The sequence below is a fragment of the Cetobacterium sp. genome (assembly GCF_051653945.1).
Lineage (GTDB): Bacteria > Fusobacteriota > Fusobacteriia > Fusobacteriales > Fusobacteriaceae > Cetobacterium_A.
Window position 1 is genome coordinate 45307 of record NZ_JBOFXD010000121.1, and the last position, 14500, is coordinate 59806.

At 26.8% G+C, this 14500-nt stretch carries 25 protein-coding genes; 10 read left to right on the forward strand and 15 right to left on the reverse strand.

Going from position 1 to position 14500, the window contains the following annotated elements:
- Position 1: 1 nt before the first annotated feature.
- From ACRC8M_RS13755 to ACRC8M_RS13825, 15 genes are all read right to left on the reverse strand, one after another.
- Positions 2-1096: a hypothetical protein gene (locus tag ACRC8M_RS13755; RefSeq protein WP_438529660.1), complete on the reverse strand. Its 1095-nt coding sequence runs from the start codon at positions 1094-1096 to the stop codon at positions 2-4.
- Positions 1059-1511, reverse strand: a complete 453-nt coding sequence (locus ACRC8M_RS13760) for a Panacea domain-containing protein (RefSeq protein ID WP_438529661.1) — start codon at positions 1509-1511, stop codon at positions 1059-1061. Before ACRC8M_RS13760 ends, ACRC8M_RS13755 begins: the two co-directional genes overlap by 38 nt.
- 516 nt (positions 1512-2027) lie before the next feature.
- A complete protein-coding gene (locus ACRC8M_RS13765) occupies positions 2028-3380 on the reverse strand; it encodes a recombinase family protein (protein WP_438529662.1) in 1353 nt (450 codons plus the stop codon).
- A 142-nt stretch (positions 3381-3522) separates the two neighbouring features.
- Positions 3523-3726 (reverse strand): hypothetical protein, encoded by a 204-nt coding sequence (locus ACRC8M_RS13770; protein ID WP_438529663.1) that lies wholly within the window; start codon positions 3724-3726, stop codon positions 3523-3525.
- Between the two features lie 79 nt (positions 3727-3805).
- Positions 3806-4177, reverse strand: a complete 372-nt coding sequence (locus tag ACRC8M_RS13775) for a hypothetical protein (RefSeq protein ID WP_438529664.1) — start codon at positions 4175-4177, stop codon at positions 3806-3808.
- The gene (locus ACRC8M_RS13780) at positions 4174-4590 is read right to left on the reverse strand and encodes a hypothetical protein (protein ID WP_438529665.1); all 417 of its coding nucleotides are present in this window, start codon (positions 4588-4590) and stop codon (positions 4174-4176) included. Before ACRC8M_RS13780 ends, ACRC8M_RS13775 begins: the two co-directional genes overlap by 4 nt.
- Positions 4590-4976: a hypothetical protein gene (locus ACRC8M_RS13785; RefSeq protein WP_438529666.1), complete on the reverse strand. Its 387-nt coding sequence runs from the start codon at positions 4974-4976 to the stop codon at positions 4590-4592. The genes ACRC8M_RS13780 and ACRC8M_RS13785 overlap by 1 nt, the downstream gene beginning before the upstream one ends.
- Entirely contained in the window at positions 4977-5255 is a 279-nt protein-coding gene (locus ACRC8M_RS13790) for a hypothetical protein (protein ID WP_438529667.1), read from the reverse strand.
- A 3-nt stretch (positions 5256-5258) separates the two neighbouring features.
- Positions 5259-5477, reverse strand: a complete 219-nt coding sequence (locus ACRC8M_RS13795) for a hypothetical protein (protein ID WP_438529668.1) — start codon at positions 5475-5477, stop codon at positions 5259-5261.
- Entirely contained in the window at positions 5464-6501 is a 1038-nt protein-coding gene (locus tag ACRC8M_RS13800; RefSeq protein WP_438529669.1) for a hypothetical protein, read from the reverse strand. Before ACRC8M_RS13800 ends, ACRC8M_RS13795 begins: the two co-directional genes overlap by 14 nt.
- A complete protein-coding gene (locus ACRC8M_RS13805) occupies positions 6498-7199 on the reverse strand; it encodes a ParA family protein (protein WP_438529670.1) in 702 nt (233 codons plus the stop codon). The genes ACRC8M_RS13800 and ACRC8M_RS13805 overlap by 4 nt, the downstream gene beginning before the upstream one ends.
- The gene (locus ACRC8M_RS13810) at positions 7171-7506 is read right to left on the reverse strand and encodes a hypothetical protein (protein ID WP_438529671.1); all 336 of its coding nucleotides are present in this window, start codon (positions 7504-7506) and stop codon (positions 7171-7173) included. The genes ACRC8M_RS13805 and ACRC8M_RS13810 overlap by 29 nt, the downstream gene beginning before the upstream one ends.
- A complete protein-coding gene (locus ACRC8M_RS13815; protein WP_438529672.1) occupies positions 7500-7622 on the reverse strand; it encodes a hypothetical protein in 123 nt (40 codons plus the stop codon). The genes ACRC8M_RS13810 and ACRC8M_RS13815 overlap by 7 nt, the downstream gene beginning before the upstream one ends.
- A gap of 101 nt (positions 7623-7723) precedes the next feature.
- Positions 7724-8125: a hypothetical protein gene (locus ACRC8M_RS13820; RefSeq protein WP_438529673.1), complete on the reverse strand. Its 402-nt coding sequence runs from the start codon at positions 8123-8125 to the stop codon at positions 7724-7726.
- A gap of 1 nt (position 8126) precedes the next feature.
- Entirely contained in the window at positions 8127-8387 is a 261-nt protein-coding gene (locus tag ACRC8M_RS13825) for a hypothetical protein (protein WP_438529674.1), read from the reverse strand.
- Between the two features lie 194 nt (positions 8388-8581).
- On the opposite strand from ACRC8M_RS13825, the gene ACRC8M_RS13830 reads away from it, so the two are divergent.
- From ACRC8M_RS13830 to ACRC8M_RS13875, 10 genes are all read left to right on the forward strand, one after another.
- Positions 8582-9256, forward strand: a complete 675-nt coding sequence (locus ACRC8M_RS13830; protein WP_438529675.1) for an XRE family transcriptional regulator — start codon at positions 8582-8584, stop codon at positions 9254-9256.
- 130 nt (positions 9257-9386) lie between these two features.
- Positions 9387-9614: a hypothetical protein gene (locus ACRC8M_RS13835; RefSeq protein ID WP_438529676.1), complete on the forward strand. Its 228-nt coding sequence runs from the start codon at positions 9387-9389 to the stop codon at positions 9612-9614.
- A gap of 94 nt (positions 9615-9708) precedes the next feature.
- The gene (locus tag ACRC8M_RS13840; protein ID WP_438529677.1) at positions 9709-9912 is read left to right on the forward strand and encodes a hypothetical protein; all 204 of its coding nucleotides are present in this window, start codon (positions 9709-9711) and stop codon (positions 9910-9912) included.
- A 210-nt stretch (positions 9913-10122) separates the two neighbouring features.
- Positions 10123-11154 carry a replication initiator protein A gene (locus ACRC8M_RS13845; protein WP_438529678.1) on the forward strand — a complete coding sequence of 344 codons (1032 nt, stop codon included), beginning with the start codon at positions 10123-10125 and terminating at the stop codon, positions 11152-11154.
- A 36-nt stretch (positions 11155-11190) separates the two neighbouring features.
- Positions 11191-11403 carry a hypothetical protein gene (locus tag ACRC8M_RS13850; protein ID WP_438529679.1) on the forward strand — a complete coding sequence of 71 codons (213 nt, stop codon included), beginning with the start codon at positions 11191-11193 and terminating at the stop codon, positions 11401-11403.
- Between the two features lie 27 nt (positions 11404-11430).
- A complete protein-coding gene (locus ACRC8M_RS13855) occupies positions 11431-11769 on the forward strand; it encodes a hypothetical protein (protein WP_438529680.1) in 339 nt (112 codons plus the stop codon).
- Positions 11769-12317 carry a hypothetical protein gene (locus ACRC8M_RS13860; RefSeq protein WP_438529681.1) on the forward strand — a complete coding sequence of 183 codons (549 nt, stop codon included), beginning with the start codon at positions 11769-11771 and terminating at the stop codon, positions 12315-12317. The genes ACRC8M_RS13855 and ACRC8M_RS13860 overlap by 1 nt, the downstream gene beginning before the upstream one ends.
- Positions 12318-12325: 8 nt before the next feature.
- Positions 12326-12895 (forward strand): hypothetical protein, encoded by a 570-nt coding sequence (locus ACRC8M_RS13865; protein WP_438529682.1) that lies wholly within the window; start codon positions 12326-12328, stop codon positions 12893-12895.
- Between the two features lies 1 nt (position 12896).
- On the forward strand, positions 12897-13049 hold the full coding sequence (locus tag ACRC8M_RS13870) for a hypothetical protein (protein WP_438529683.1): 153 nt from the start codon (positions 12897-12899) through the stop codon (positions 13047-13049).
- A gap of 49 nt (positions 13050-13098) precedes the next feature.
- Entirely contained in the window at positions 13099-14223 is a 1125-nt protein-coding gene (locus tag ACRC8M_RS13875) for a hypothetical protein (RefSeq protein ID WP_438529684.1), read from the forward strand.
- The last annotated feature ends 277 nt before the right edge of the window (positions 14224-14500 follow it).

Consider the following 14500-nt stretch of genomic DNA (forward strand, 5'->3'; position numbering starts at 1 on the left):
CTTATTCTTGGAGGCTTTTACTATTTTCATTATTTAAATTTATTTTTTTTTCAAGCTCAAATATTTCTCTTTCAATTCTAAGAATTTCTTTTTTTACATAATCACTTTCTTCAGATTTTTTTATTTCTGATTTTAAGTTTAAAACATAATTTTTCAATTCATTTACTTTCTCTAAATTACTTTGAACATTTACTTCCATTTTATCTAAGCTGTCTTTAATATTTCCTTCTATTTTTTTCAAATCTTTTTCTACAACAGATTTATTTTCTAAAATTTTTGATTCCAATTTTTTAAATCTATTATCTGAATTATTTTTTAAAAAAAATAATGAAATACCAAGTATTAACACAATACTTACTATTCCTAAAACTACAACTTTAGTTAATCTATTTTTGTCCTTATCATAAATTCCCTTAAGCATTCTAGGATCTTTATGTACAATAAAATCTATAATCATAAACATAAAAAATATTCCCAATAAGAAAACTAAATTAAACACTAATAAATATAGGACTCTATCAAAAGCATCATACTTTCCCAAATTATCCATTTGAGAAAAATTTAATTGAAAAAATATAAAAACTCCTATAAATAGCCCCATTATACTTACTAGATCTTTTTTAGATTCTCTAGCTTCTTCAGTAGCTCTTTTCATATCTCTTCTAACAATATTTAAATCTATTGATTGCTGCCTATTTTTTATTTGAAGTTCATTACAAAAATGCTGTGCTTTGGTAGATAAATTTTCAGTATCTTTTACTATCATTTTAAATAAAATATAATCATTATTCTTTATTTCATCTTCTATTTGAGATTTTAAATTTAAAAATTTTCTTTTTAGAGCTTCCTCTGAATTATTTAAAACTTCTTCAATTCCATCATTTTTTATTATATCATCAAAAGTTTTATTTATTCGCACCAAGCCTTTTTCCAAATTATTTCTGGCAAATTTACCTGAAAAATTATTTTTATTTTTTTTAAAGTTCTGCAAATCTCCAATTAAATTTTCTAGCTCTTTTATTTTTATCTCTAAAAATCTTTCTGGGTTTGGGTTTGGATTAGAACAATGCTCTACCCTGAAGCTGTCTCGACTCATGATACTCCTTTATTTTTTCTTTTGAAATTTTATTACTTTTATTTTTTTCATAATTTTCAATCCATGTTGGATACGAATGAGTCAACTCAACTAAATCAAAAGAACTCATATTTTCCAATCCCTCTAAAACCTCATCAATTAATTCACGATCTCTATCGTCCCAAAAGAAATCACTAAAATATTCTGGTGATGGAATTTCTTCTGCTCCCCAATATTTATATTTATCATAAACTTCTTTAACTACAGGACCATATTCCCAAGCATTTATTTCTTCATTAAACATAGGTTTATCAAGAGAAACTAATGAAAATGCTTGGACAAAATATAATATTTTTTGTAATCTTAAATTTGTCATTTTCTTTTTTGTTAGTATATAATCAACTATTTGAATAACATTATAATCAGCTCTTTTCATTTCAGTCACCTCCTAATATATTATTTATCACTTATATAATACTATATACTCACAATTTTCACAATACCTTTTATTTTTATTATCTGAAATAATTGTAATTAATTAAGACATTACTATTATAGAAATACTGTTATAATCTATAAAAAAGGAAGAGATTTTTTATCTCTTCCTTTATATTTTATAGTGTATTTAAGACCCCAAAGGGTGCGAGGTGTGGTGCTACTTCTTGTTAACCCAAACAAATAGCATTACAAAAGCTAAAATAGCAATTGCTCCGCCATCCAAGTTTAGGTTTGTAACATTGAATGTAATCAATCCTAACACCTCCCAATTGATCTAAGAATATAATGTCTGCCTTGTTCAAGGGCAGAATAAAAGCCCCCAATAAATGAGGGCTAATATTCTGAACATGAGCTTACCGCTCCATTATACTTATCTCAATTGGTACCCTTTAGGTTTTCCTTAAGGTACTTTTAGTATATATGATATTTTTCAAAAAGTCAAATATCTAAATTTTTATATTTTATAATATATTTTTATATCTTCAGCATCACTAATGTCTATTTTCTCTATCACAAGTCCTAAAACAGCCTGTTGTTTCTTTATATCTAAATTCTCAATATCTTCTATAATAGCTATAACCTCTTCTTTGAAGGTCTTATTTATCTGAGTAGTCACTTCTATTTCCTCTTTAGATACAAGAGCTTCTAATTCCTTATTTATTTCGCCAACCCTTTCTTTTTGGGTATCTCTATCTATCAATCCATCAATATAACTGTCTATGATCCTTTTCTTTTTATCCTCTAATTTCTTTATTATCTCTTTTATAGATTTAGAATTTTTTTTATTTTCTATTCTAGTATCTAAGAATTTTAAGTTTAAAATATAATCTTTTACTTCCTCTAAGATAATACTTTCTATTTTATCAGCACCTATACTTTTACCACATACTGGGCATGAGTAGTATTTATAATAAAATGGTTCTGTTTTTCTAGCTTGAACCTTAATATACATCTTCCATTTATCACAATGGTTAATTAATCCTGATAAAAGGCTTGTTCCTTTACTTCTTCTTGAATGCTTAAAAGTCTCTAATCTCCTTTGAGCTAAGTTAAACACATCATCTGATATAATTGACTCATGTTTCCCTTCAAAAACTTCTCCTTCTTTATTTCTTTCCCATTTGCCTGTATTATGATTTTTACCCTCAAATCCAAATTTGGTTTTTCCATTATAAGCTACATTTGTTAATCTCCTCCATACTCCAGGATGACTAACATTATATTTTCTTCTTAATTGAGCTATTGAATATCCATCAATAAAATCTTGAAAAAACTCTTTTATTACTTCAGCCTCTTCTTCAACTATTTCTAAAATATTATTCACGTTCCTATATCCAAAAGGAGCTTTAAAAGGGTAGTATCCTTGAGATGTTAAAAATTTCATCCTTGTTTTTACCCTTTTTGATATTATGTCACTTTCTGTTTCAGCTAAAGATGCAATCATACCTAACATTATTTTAGAGGTTGGAGCATCTGAGTTTAAATAACTTTCTGTTATACTTTCAAAGGAGATCTCTTTTACTCTCATAGAATGAACCAAATTATGGATTGTTACACAACTTCTAGCTAGTCTAGATAACTCATAAAAAATTAAAACATCAAAATTATTTTCTGATATTTCATTTTGTAGTTCAACAAACCCATCTCTATCAGAACTTCTTCCAGAAGCAACTTCTTTTATTATTTTATAAACTTTATACTTCTTAAAATTACAATATTCTATTGCTTGTTTCTCCTGATTACTCAAAGAGTCTTTCTCTTCCTGCATTATGTCAGAAACTCTTAAGTAAATTAAAGCTTTTTTCATAGCTAACTCCTAATTTATTTTGTAGTATTCTTTAAAAATTCAAGCAAAACTTTTCTATTCTCCTCAATTTTAGTATCATTTTTTATAGTAGAAATTCTAGTTATTTTCATAATATCCTCCTCTTGTTCGGAACTTCCGAACTCTATTTTTTCTTATAATTAGTTTTTCTATTCTTTTTTCTATTCTTATTCTTCTTAAATTTTCTAATTTCTGTGGTATTAAATTTAAATCCATCTGTTTCTGTTAATGCAAAGCCACAACTTTTTATAAAATCAACATGATTTTTTTGCAACATTCCAAATGGAGCTATTATTGTTTTATTATTTTTATCTAAATATATTTTCATGATTATCTTACTCCAGTAAGGAATACAAAGTCTATTTGTTCAAAGTATTCACGTTTTAAATTCAAGATTAGATTTTTCATTAAAACTCCTCTGCTTTAACATAGTTTTTTAATTCAAAAAACCATACCCTTTGTTTTAAAATTTCTTTGTTTTTATTTAGATTATTTATCAATGTAGATAGAACAAACTCTTCCCATTTTCCATCTTCTTCTTGACATACAAAGTCTTTTACAGGCTCTAGGTATTCTACATCATATGGAACACCCCAACCATTCAAATCTTCTATCGAATCTTTTAGTATCTTTTTAGCTTCATCTTTAGAAATTTTGCATCCATTACCTTGTGAGCGTCTAGGAATTACAACACCTTTGATAAAATCAGTATATCCACGATATATTGGTTGCGGGTCTATAAACATAACGCTTGCGTAACTATTATATTTTCCACTCATTTTTTATCCTCCAAGTTAGATATTATTTCACTCTTAGCTAAATTTCTAATATCAACGACACCTGCTCCATCCATTATATTAACTAGAGTATCTTTGCCTATAAAGATAACTTCGGAACAATAAACATCATCAGCGGTTAAGAATAAATGCTTATGCTTTTCCCCTTGAATATAACCTAAATATTTCATTTGATTTATATATTCTAATGTCCTTATCTTTGATTTTTCTTTACCCCATCTTTTTACCAAATTACCAGGAGTGATATATAAATTATCATCTATTTCAAGAGGTTCTTTTATTAATCTGTCCTTTATTTCTTCATAATAAGCTAGATTATACCCGCCAAGTATTCTATAAACAAAAACATCTGGAGCTATCGTTTCTTTTCTTCCATATTTACTTAAATCATCCATTATCTCACCTCAAATATTTCATATATTTTTATATAATAATACCCCTTATCTTCTCTAATTTTATAATTTTTCAGGTAATGAACATTTTCTTCTTTTAAACATTCGCCATGCCAACCACTAATTCTATCTTTTTTATATAATCCATCTATCTCTATAACAATACAAGCCTTATCTGATAAAATACCGATTACTTTCCCTTCACCTATTTCTCCACTAGAATTTTTAAACTTCACTTCTTTTCCTAGATAATTATCTGTCGATTCTGCTATACATTCTATTTTTTTACTATTATTACCACACTCTTGGCAAATATATTTGCTTTCAAAAGGATTTGTGTTTTCAAGTTCTATTGAATCGCTGCCACATTCTTTGCATAAATATTCCATTTATTTTACCTCTTTAATTTCAATCTTAAAATATCTCCAGTATTTTTTTTTAGCTTTTTTAAAAATACCTTTGAAATTTTCTTCATGAAATTTTTGTTTCATAATATTATTTCTGATTTTTTTATATTTATAAATTTCTATCTCTACCTCTTTTTTTGTTTCAAAAATTGTTGGAGCTGGATTTAGAAAAAACCAAAAACCTGTTTTTGTAATAACTCCATGAGAAATCATTTTAGTTTCTCCGCCTATTTCAAATCTCTCGATTGCGACATATCTCATTATCTAATCTACCTCCAATATTTTTTTAGGAGTCCTATTGATTATTTTCTTGTTATTTTTTATATGCTCTATATATTCTTTTACATTTGGAATAGACAGTTCTTTAGCTCTTTCAAGTATGAAATCTATCTCACCACTTTGCAATAACCTAACTTCACCATAAGCTAATCTTAGGCTACTCAAAAATTGAGCAGCCTCTTTAAACTCATTATTGATTTTCATTGTTCAACTCCTTTAAAACATCTAAAGCATTTTTATAAATTTCAATTTTTTCATTTATAGTTGTATCTTTATTAATAATTTTATTCCAATCTACTCGTTGAATAAACTTATCGTTTGATGTTTTATCTTCAAGACTAATCAAGCTAACCCTTATTTCATCAATAACAGCATCTAATTTATCATTTTTAATTAGCTTTGTTGCGTTACAATAATCTACTAGAGCTAAAAACATAGGTGTGTCCTTATTGTAAAAAAACAATTTTTTAATATCTTCTAATAAAAGGCATTCAGAATAAGTAACTCCTAGTTGTTCCTCAAAATCTATTCTTAAAGCTCCTTCATTGTCAAAACACTTACTTCTATCAGCTAAAGATTTTTTCAAGTTCTTTAAATAGTTTTCAAGAGACTCAATTTCTTTTTCAGTTTGCATAATTTGTTTTGCATCCATTTTTCCAATATTTTTCTCAAGCTTTTCAAAGCTTTTATAATTAACACACTTCTTAGTTTCTTTCTGAACTAAAGGATTAACTTTATACTCTCCATTATCCTCTAAGTCGATAATATCGGTTTTATCATTTGTTCTTGCCTCGATGAACACTTTCAAATCTTCTACTTTTTGAAGTTCTAACTCTACTGCATCATATAAAATCTTTGAATCTAATTTTTCTGCAGTTAAAATTTTAACAGCTTGATTTGAAAGACTTGTAACATAATTAAAATTTTTAGGGAATTTTATATATAAATCATATCTTTTTAAAAGTTCTGATACTTTATCTTTTCCAAGCCCAATATTTTCATACCAAGCTTGGAAGCTCTTATCAGCTTTTAATCTCACACTTGTTTCATATAAAGCTTTGCAAACCTTATAAGTGGATTCAGACATTGTTCGGAAGTTCCGAAATATAATAGCTTCATTTTCAATAACTTCTTTTTTGATGTCCTCTGCTATATCGTATTTTTCAAACTCAAATGTACTTTGATAGTCTTCTTGTAATCTTGCTTTTAAACTAGTTAAAGGATTCATACTATCGCCTCTATCACTTTTGCGAATATATCTTGAATATCCCTAACTTTTTTAGATCTAGACTCCCATATTGTTTTCCCTTCATCTATCAATTTTCCTATAATTGAGCAGTGTGATATTGGAGCAGGTAAAAGTATTCCACAAGGTTCTAAAATTTCTTTAAGACCTTTATAATAATGATTCTCTTTTGATGTATTTCCCCATCTATTAACTAAAACTGATTTTATTTTTCTAACCTCAGTTTGCTCCAATAAAGAAGTTATTGAGTTAATTGTTACTTTATCTGCAAACCCAGGTATAATAACTTCATCAGCTAATTCAACAAAATATTTATCAATACCAATAGTCGGTGTAGAATCTATTAAAATATATTCATATTCCTCTTTAAATACCTCAAATAGACATTCTAGTTTCACTTTGGACTGTAAGTTCAAGTGTGATGTTTTGAGAGGGATAAAAAATAGATTTTCTCTTAGTCTTACTAGATCACCAGCTCCAGTTTTTATCCATTTTTCTAATCCAGAATCTGAGATAACTTTTTCTTTCCCTGCATATTCTAAAATATTATTCTGATTATCTGATGTTATGATTAATACTTTTTTATCTGATATTAATTGAAGTCCATGTCCTAATTGGAATGTAATCCAACTTTTTCCAACTCCACCTTTATTATTTTTTATTATTATCACTTTCGACACCTGGAACCTCCTCAAAACTTATTTTGTAGAATTTTTCTAAGAAATATTTAAAATCAACTAACTTATCTCCTGGAAGCGTGAAACACTTATCGTTTTTTCTTTCATGGATAAAGTTGAAAAAATCTTTTTTATTTCTAAGTCTGCTAAATTCAACATTTAATTTAGCAGAGTTCAAAACATGCTCATAATTAAAATTAAACGCCTTTATACTTAAAGTCTCTTTTCCACAAGTACATGTCTCTAATCCATGCTTTTCCATTAACTCTATAATCTCTATTAATTCTTTTTCATTTTTAGCTATTAACATAAAACCTCCGATAATTTCTCAAATAATCCATCTATACTTTCAGCTTTTAATACTTTAACTTTCCCTTTGATCATTACACTTCCAAAGAAAAATACTCCTATTCTTTTTATTGCCATTGAAATTCCTCCTTGACATTTTAGAAGGCTCAATGTTATACTCCAATTACCAGTCGGGGTTTAACGTTCGTTGAGCCTCTTTTTTATTTTTTGTAACTTTTTCACTTTAGCCCTCTAAAGACTTTATCAATAACTCCATTATCAACCTCATTACTTTCTTCTGCAAGTCTCTCCCTAGAAAAAATAATATGTGATTTCATTTTATGTCTTATATTGTCACTCAGTTCCTCATAGTAAAGTTGCTCTTCAAGATCTTTTAATAATTCTCTTTCTAGCTTTACTACAAAATTAGTAAAATCTCTATTATTAAATTTTTCCATGAAGCCTTTCAAATCTTTAATTGATGTTTTTATTAGCTTAATATAATTTTCTCTTCTTTTGTCATCTGCACTATCTATACTGTAGTCGTAATCTATCATTTGTTCAGTAGCATATAAAGCTCCTGTTCCGCCCATTCTAACTTTTAATAGCTCATCTGTTATACTTGAAGTTCTTGTTCTCATACTAACCAACTCCATTTTGAACCTTTATAAAAATTAGTCCATATCGGTCAGATTTATTTTTCATAAACCTCCATCTAAAATCTCCAATATCGTGCTGGAGTATTCCTCTATCTTTCTCACTAATACCCTTTATACTAGTCATTCCATCTAGCTCTGTAGCTGTTACAGCAAAGCATGTAGTTCTTTGTTCTAATTTTTCTTTGTAAAATTCATTAAATATATCCATAACTTGATATTCAAGTTCTTGTTCTCTTGTTCTCATAACCCCTCCTAATATTGAAAAGTAAAAAATACAAACTTTAATTCTTATGTTAATATAAACCTAAAACTTTATAACGTTTTTACGTTATGTTGTTAATGTAACATTTTAACGTTATAATGTCAACAAAAAAGTTGTCATTTTTTAAAAAAATAATATAAAATATAATATAGATATGTTGATGGAAGGGTGGTTTAATGAAATTTGGAGAAATATTAAAAAAAGTAAGGAAACAAAATGATGATAGTCTATATACTTTAGGGGAAAAACTAGGAGTATCTCATTCTTATATTGATAAAATTGAAAAAGCTCAGTCTCCAATAAGTGAAAAAATGTATAGCAAATTAATAGAGGTGTATACTGATAATATCGATGAATTAACGTTGGCATACTTAGAAGAAAAATTACCTAATCCAATATTAGAAAAATTAGTTTATAAAAATGATTCTTTATCAGTGGCATCAAATCCAATGAAAGCATATAGATTTAAAGCGTATGAGCTTAATTCTTCTGGGGATGGGTCTTTGCTCCAAGATTTTAAAATCAAGGAGATGATCATACCAATGGGAATACAAATAAAATCAAATTCATACTGTGTTGAAGTTAAGGGAGATGAGTTACAACCATTTTTTTATCAAGGAGATACTATTTTAGTAGAAGAAACTAAAGAGACGTGGCAGGAATTAAATAAAAAAATAGTTATGGTTGAAAAAAATGGCGTTAAATTTATACGAAAAGTACAAATTGTTAATTACGAGCCTCAATTTTTTAGTTTAAATGAAATATACCCTCCGTTCAAGGGAGATGAAATAAAATGTTTAGGTGTAGTTACTAGATTATTAGACAGAGATTTATCAAATATAAAATTCTAAAAAAAAAGGGATGGAGCTTAATTTATAAAGATGGGTAAAATAAAGAGGTTTTAATCTCTTTATTTTTTTATTGACATTGTAACGTTTAAAGGTTATATTATAAACAAAAATGTTTACAGAGGTGATTTTTTTGAATCAAAAAGATTTAGGGTTTTTTATAGATGCTGAAATTCGAAAAAAATATAAAAGTAGAAGACAGTTTGCTAGTAAAACTGGAAGATCGTATACATCCATGAACAAGATGTTATCTGATATGATAGAGAATGGAAAAAACGCAGGTATTTCAACAATATCTTCAATTTTAGACGACTTAGATTACGAGCTAACAATCAAAAAAAAAGATCCTACAGAAAAGTAGGCTCTTAATTAAAGCCTATCACTAGAACTTAACCCCCGAAAGTTCTTAATCCCCCCTATAATAAGTGGTAGGTTTCAATTAGGAGGTGATATGAATGAAATTTTCTTCATACTTTTTATTGTGCATAGGATTACATCTATTCTTTAGCGTAGTTTTTGGAAGTAAAACAACTGAAAAAAAACTTACATTCGAGGATGTAATCACAATTATTTTGTATACTTTTCTTACTACATTTGCATCTTGGTATTGTTTGAAAATAAGTTTACCAGAGTTAATAACTTATTTAACAAAACTATAAAACAAGAGATTCATAAATTTATTTTTTGGAGGTGTAAAAATTGAAATCAAATGATGCCACTCACTCATAATGTTATTTATAGCAAGCTTACTTCGGTAGGCATCTTATTTCAACTCTTCATGTATAGCCAGTGTACAAAACTACACATGGAGGGTTGTAATAAGATAAAGAGAGTACACTGGCACTGTCTCTCTAAATAGGAGGTATAAAATGAGAGCAATAAAAAGAGAAGATATAGAAAACAATTTGTATTACCAAACACCAAAGTGGTTGTTTGATTTATTACTAGAAGGAAAAATAACTCCTGGAGCATATTGCTTGTATGTTCTTATGTATGATAGAACTAGAATCTCTTTAGATAATAACTGGGTTGATGATGAAGGAGAAATATATATAGAGTATTCTTGGGAAAGTATGAGAAAAAATAGAAAAGTTAAATCTAATACTCAAATAAAAAGAGATCTAGAAAAACTTTATGAATTAAATTTATTACAAGTTAAACGTCAGTATAGAGAGTCTAACATCTATTACTTAAATATTTATTCTGAAAATTTAGAAAGTGAAACTACACAAATTGTGGAGGATGAAAAACAAGTGAAATTACACAATTTGTCTGAGTCAGATTACACAAATTGTAATAGTGAGATTACACAAATTGTAGACGGTATCAAGAATAATTCAAGCAAGAATAATATAAATAAAATCATGAATCATGAAGAACATGATTTCTTTGAAAATTTATTTAAAAATCTTGAAGTTAATTTTACAACTACAAATCAAAAATCTGTAAAGAAATTACTAAATAATAAAAATGCAACAACAGAAAGTGTAAAAGAATATTTACTTGAAACTTATGAAAATATGAAATCTAATCCAAGTGTGAAAAACCTTCCTGCAGCATTTAGTAGAAAAATATCTACTGGGAAAAGACAAGAAGAATATAAGACAAAAGAAAAACAACAAGACTCTATAGTTCCAGAACCTAAAAAAAAAGAAGTTGCAGTAGAACCAAAAATTTTAACACAAGATATAATTGCTGCTGAAAAAGAAGAGAAAGCAAATTTAGATATATTGTTTAATAGTTTTACAAAGCAAAAGCAGGAAAATCTTATGTCTGAAGCTCTTAAAATTGCAAAAATAGAAAGTAATGGGTTTGAGGCTGCAACAAAATTTCTTGCTAAATCAGTAATAAAATATAGATTACTAAGAGAAATTGTAAAAGGAGTCGAGGCTAATGGTTAGTTTAACAAAAGTTTTATATGATCTATGGAGGAAAAGATGCTAGTTGATATCATAATATTATCAAGTATATTCATAATAATTTTAGGTATTAAATCATTTTTTAAAGCTATAGAAAAAAATTCAATAAGATGTTGTGGTGATTGTGAAACTTATGAAAAATGTTGGAATAATATTTATGATAAAAATTGTTATGAAACTCCAGCTTGTGATAATTTTTCAGAAAGAAGCAGTGACTATAATAGGGATTGAATGATTTAAATAAACGATGGAGGGAATATGAAATTAATAGCAGCAATATTTTTATTAGCAGGATTATTAGCATTACCATTTGGAGCAGCAAAATACAATATGTTTTACAACAAAAAAATAGGAACAGAGTATGCAAAATCTTTAAAAAATAAAGAGAGAGAAGTATTTAAAAGTTCAAAACCATATACTGAAAATATGGCACAAACTTTAAACAGCTATAAAATGCAATACGATCTAGCGAGTCCAGAAGATAAAAAAATAATAGCGAATAATATAAAAATAGAATTCGCAAATATGAACCCTGGATTGATAGAAAATCCAAATTTAAGATATTTTTTAAATGATATTATGGGAGGGAATTTATAATGAAAAAGTTATTAATGTTAGTATCGGTTTTAGGATTATTTATAGGATGTGAGGAAGTAGAAGCTACAAAAACATCTACTCAAATAGAAAGCCAAAAACAAGAGGAATTATCAAGACAAGCTATGTTATCAGTAGATTTGCCTAATATAAAAAATTTTTATGAGAAAAAAACATATAAAAAAATACTTGAAATGAGAGATAATCCAAAACTTATAAATTACCTATATACTAAAAATGATTTAACTGGTAAATGGGTATACGAAGGTAAATGTATAGGATTTGGAATACCTTACTCAACTCAATATACTAATCCAGAAAAAATGGGACATTTAGATGGAGGAGAATATGGAGCTAGAAATCCATATACACTTCCTCAAGCCGACCCAAATGGTTTATATTCAACTCCAAATGGAAGTGCAACTTGGATAATAAAAGTTGATGACAATGGATTACAAACAGTTGAGTATATAGAGAGTGAAATAAGAGTAACTCAAAATAAATTGAATAAAAGACTTGTTGAATCATGGAGTTTAACTGAAAACTATTAGGAGGGGTTATGGTAAATATATATTTTGGAATTTCTTTAGTAGCAGCTACTAGTATTTTATGTAACTGGGTATTATTAAAAAAAATAAAAATGGAAAAATTTGCTAAAGAGAATAATTATAATGATTATTTGGATAGAGATAAAAAATTTAAAAAATACATGGAGAACCAATCTAAAGAACTAAAAATTAAAAACAACAGAATAGAAAAATTAGAATGTGAGATTGACAAAATGTATGATAAAAACGCTGACTTAAATTTAGAATTAATGAGAAAAACTGGAACTAATAAAAAAATTCAAGAAAAATATAAAAATATTATAAAAAAACAAAACACTTATTATAAAGAATTAGAATCGAAGCATGAAACTCAACTAGAAATAAATGAAAATTTATACAAAAGTTTCAAAAATAAAGAAAAGGAGCTATTTTATTTGGAGTGGGCTTATGACGAACTTATAAATTCATACAAAAAAATGGATAAAGAACTTTACTACTGGAGATTAATAACCGCTCCTAAACCACTTAAAAAAAATCAATTTTTATTTTATAACAAAAATAAAACAATTGGGTTAAGATGAAATGGGAAATACAGAGATTTTAATAATAAGCAGTCCTAAATTAGAGGATTTTGAAAATGAGCTTATAGAAACTAGTAAAAACTTCTCTATTATCGAAGTTGACGAAAATAAAATTAACGGAGAATTTGTTGCCAGAGTAACGGTACAAAACTAAAATATTATGTTATAATTACATCATTAAAACTTTTAAAGGGGGATTAGTGATGAAAAAAATATTATTTAGTTTATTTATGTGCTTAACACTTATAGGATGTGGAGAAAAAGAGGATATTAAACAACCACAAAAATTATCTTTTAATTATGAAAATTTTTTAATCCATAAAACATCTGTTAAATATCAATCAGATGTTATTTTAAAAATACAAGACGGTAAAATACCAAATATTCAAAATATGAAAGAAATATTTGAACGAATTATTCAAGAAAATCAAGGATTTGAAAACTACTTTACAACTTTTTATTTTAATGGATTTGGGACACAGAAAGAAGATGTAAAATTATTTCAATTTAGCAAATTAGGAAAGAATGAAGTTGAAATTTCTCCTCTTTGGAAACAATCACAATATAACAAGGATATCTTAGTTCCAAAAGAATATAACAAGTTAAATGGATTTATTAAATATCCAGATATTGATTTGAAATTAGGAGAATCTCTAAGTGAAATTGAAACAAAAATAGGTAAAACAATATTTGAAGAAGGTAAAAATAAAGTATATATGGTTTTCAATGATAGATACCAAACAATAGGTTATTTAGTACTTATTTTAGAAAAAGAAAAATTAAGTGATTTATTTTTTATAGCTCCATATCAAATCTCTGATGAAGAGCATAAAAAGGTAGAATCTTACTTTTTAGGAGATAGAACTAATAAAAGTAAAGTCTTTTATGATATTGGTGGAATTAATATAAAGTTGCATGACTTTACAAGAAAGTTTATGCTTGCAAAACAAATGATAGGTGATCCAAAAAATAATGTATCTCTTCCAGAAGATAAAGATTTAAGAGAAATATTATATGATGGAGATAAAGGATTTTTAATAAAATTTTATGTAAAAAATGATGAAATAAATAAAATAGAACTTATACAACTTGGAGAAAAAACAGATGAAACATATAGAAAATTTATAGAAGAATCTATGTTTATTTATATATTATCCAAAAATAACATTCCAGATAGAGGTATTTATAATACTCTAGAAAAATTAGGATTTTCATATGAGCAGTATGAAAAAAATGAAAATTATAGTTCAGAATACGAAGAGGGTAATATAAAATATAAAATTATTATTACAAGTGAAACATGTATATTTGAAATTAAAAATATTTAAATTTTAACAAAAAGAGGTGCATTAAAATAAAAAAAAAGTACATATGTGAAGAATGCAATTCTTTCGTAGCAAGTTTAAAAGATGATGGATATTTTGAAATAAATCCAAAATCAAAAAAAATATCTTCAAATGGAAAAGAATTTAAAATAACTTGCAAATGTGGAAAGGTTCATACGATTAAATTATAAAATTCTATTTTTCTTGCACTGGGCTTTATAACTTTGGTATACTAAAGAAAAAAGTTATGGAGGGGAAAATGGGGTTCAATTTTAGAAAA

Bases quoted from the DNA above. Each gene is read 5' to 3' on its own strand.
- ACRC8M_RS13760 (WP_438529661.1), bottom strand. From the start codon at position 1,511: ATGAAAAGAGCTGATTATAATGTTATTCAAATAGTTGATTATATACTA.
- ACRC8M_RS13785 (WP_438529666.1), bottom strand. From the start codon at position 4,976: ATGGAATATTTATGCAAAGAATGTGGCAGCGATTCAATAGAACTTGAA.
- ACRC8M_RS13860 (WP_438529681.1), top strand. From the start codon at position 11,769: ATGAAAAAGTTATTAATGTTAGTATCGGTTTTAGGATTATTTATAGGA.
- ACRC8M_RS13865 (WP_438529682.1), top strand. From the start codon at position 12,326: ATGGTAAATATATATTTTGGAATTTCTTTAGTAGCAGCTACTAGTATT.
- ACRC8M_RS13780 (WP_438529665.1), bottom strand. From the start codon at position 4,590: ATGGATGATTTAAGTAAATATGGAAGAAAAGAAACGATAGCTCCAGAT.
- ACRC8M_RS13840 (WP_438529677.1), top strand. From the start codon at position 9,709: ATGAAATTTTCTTCATACTTTTTATTGTGCATAGGATTACATCTATTC.
- ACRC8M_RS13830 (WP_438529675.1), top strand. From the start codon at position 8,582: ATGAAATTTGGAGAAATATTAAAAAAAGTAAGGAAACAAAATGATGAT.
- ACRC8M_RS13775 (WP_438529664.1), bottom strand. From the start codon at position 4,177: ATGAGTGGAAAATATAATAGTTACGCAAGCGTTATGTTTATAGACCCG.
- ACRC8M_RS13875 (WP_438529684.1), top strand. From the start codon at position 13,099: ATGAAAAAAATATTATTTAGTTTATTTATGTGCTTAACACTTATAGGA.
- ACRC8M_RS13795 (WP_438529668.1), bottom strand. From the start codon at position 5,477: ATGAAAATCAATAATGAGTTTAAAGAGGCTGCTCAATTTTTGAGTAGC.
- ACRC8M_RS13870 (WP_438529683.1), top strand. From the start codon at position 12,897: ATGGGAAATACAGAGATTTTAATAATAAGCAGTCCTAAATTAGAGGAT.
- ACRC8M_RS13845 (WP_438529678.1), top strand. From the start codon at position 10,123: ATGAGAGCAATAAAAAGAGAAGATATAGAAAACAATTTGTATTACCAA.
- ACRC8M_RS13755 (WP_438529660.1), bottom strand. From the start codon at position 1,096: ATGAGTCGAGACAGCTTCAGGGTAGAGCATTGTTCTAATCCAAACCCA.
- ACRC8M_RS13855 (WP_438529680.1), top strand. From the start codon at position 11,431: ATGAAATTAATAGCAGCAATATTTTTATTAGCAGGATTATTAGCATTA.
- ACRC8M_RS13800 (WP_438529669.1), bottom strand. From the start codon at position 6,501: ATGAATCCTTTAACTAGTTTAAAAGCAAGATTACAAGAAGACTATCAA.
- ACRC8M_RS13820 (WP_438529673.1), bottom strand. From the start codon at position 8,125: ATGAGAACAAGAACTTCAAGTATAACAGATGAGCTATTAAAAGTTAGA.
- ACRC8M_RS13850 (WP_438529679.1), top strand. From the start codon at position 11,191: ATGCTAGTTGATATCATAATATTATCAAGTATATTCATAATAATTTTA.
- ACRC8M_RS13765 (WP_438529662.1), bottom strand. From the start codon at position 3,380: ATGAAAAAAGCTTTAATTTACTTAAGAGTTTCTGACATAATGCAGGAA.
- ACRC8M_RS13790 (WP_438529667.1), bottom strand. From the start codon at position 5,255: ATGAGATATGTCGCAATCGAGAGATTTGAAATAGGCGGAGAAACTAAA.
- ACRC8M_RS13815 (WP_438529672.1), bottom strand. From the start codon at position 7,622: ATGGCAATAAAAAGAATAGGAGTATTTTTCTTTGGAAGTGTAATGATC.
- ACRC8M_RS13770 (WP_438529663.1), bottom strand. From the start codon at position 3,726: ATGAAAATATATTTAGATAAAAATAATAAAACAATAATAGCTCCATTT.
- ACRC8M_RS13825 (WP_438529674.1), bottom strand. From the start codon at position 8,387: ATGAGAACAAGAGAACAAGAACTTGAATATCAAGTTATGGATATATTT.
- ACRC8M_RS13810 (WP_438529671.1), bottom strand. From the start codon at position 7,506: ATGTTAATAGCTAAAAATGAAAAAGAATTAATAGAGATTATAGAGTTA.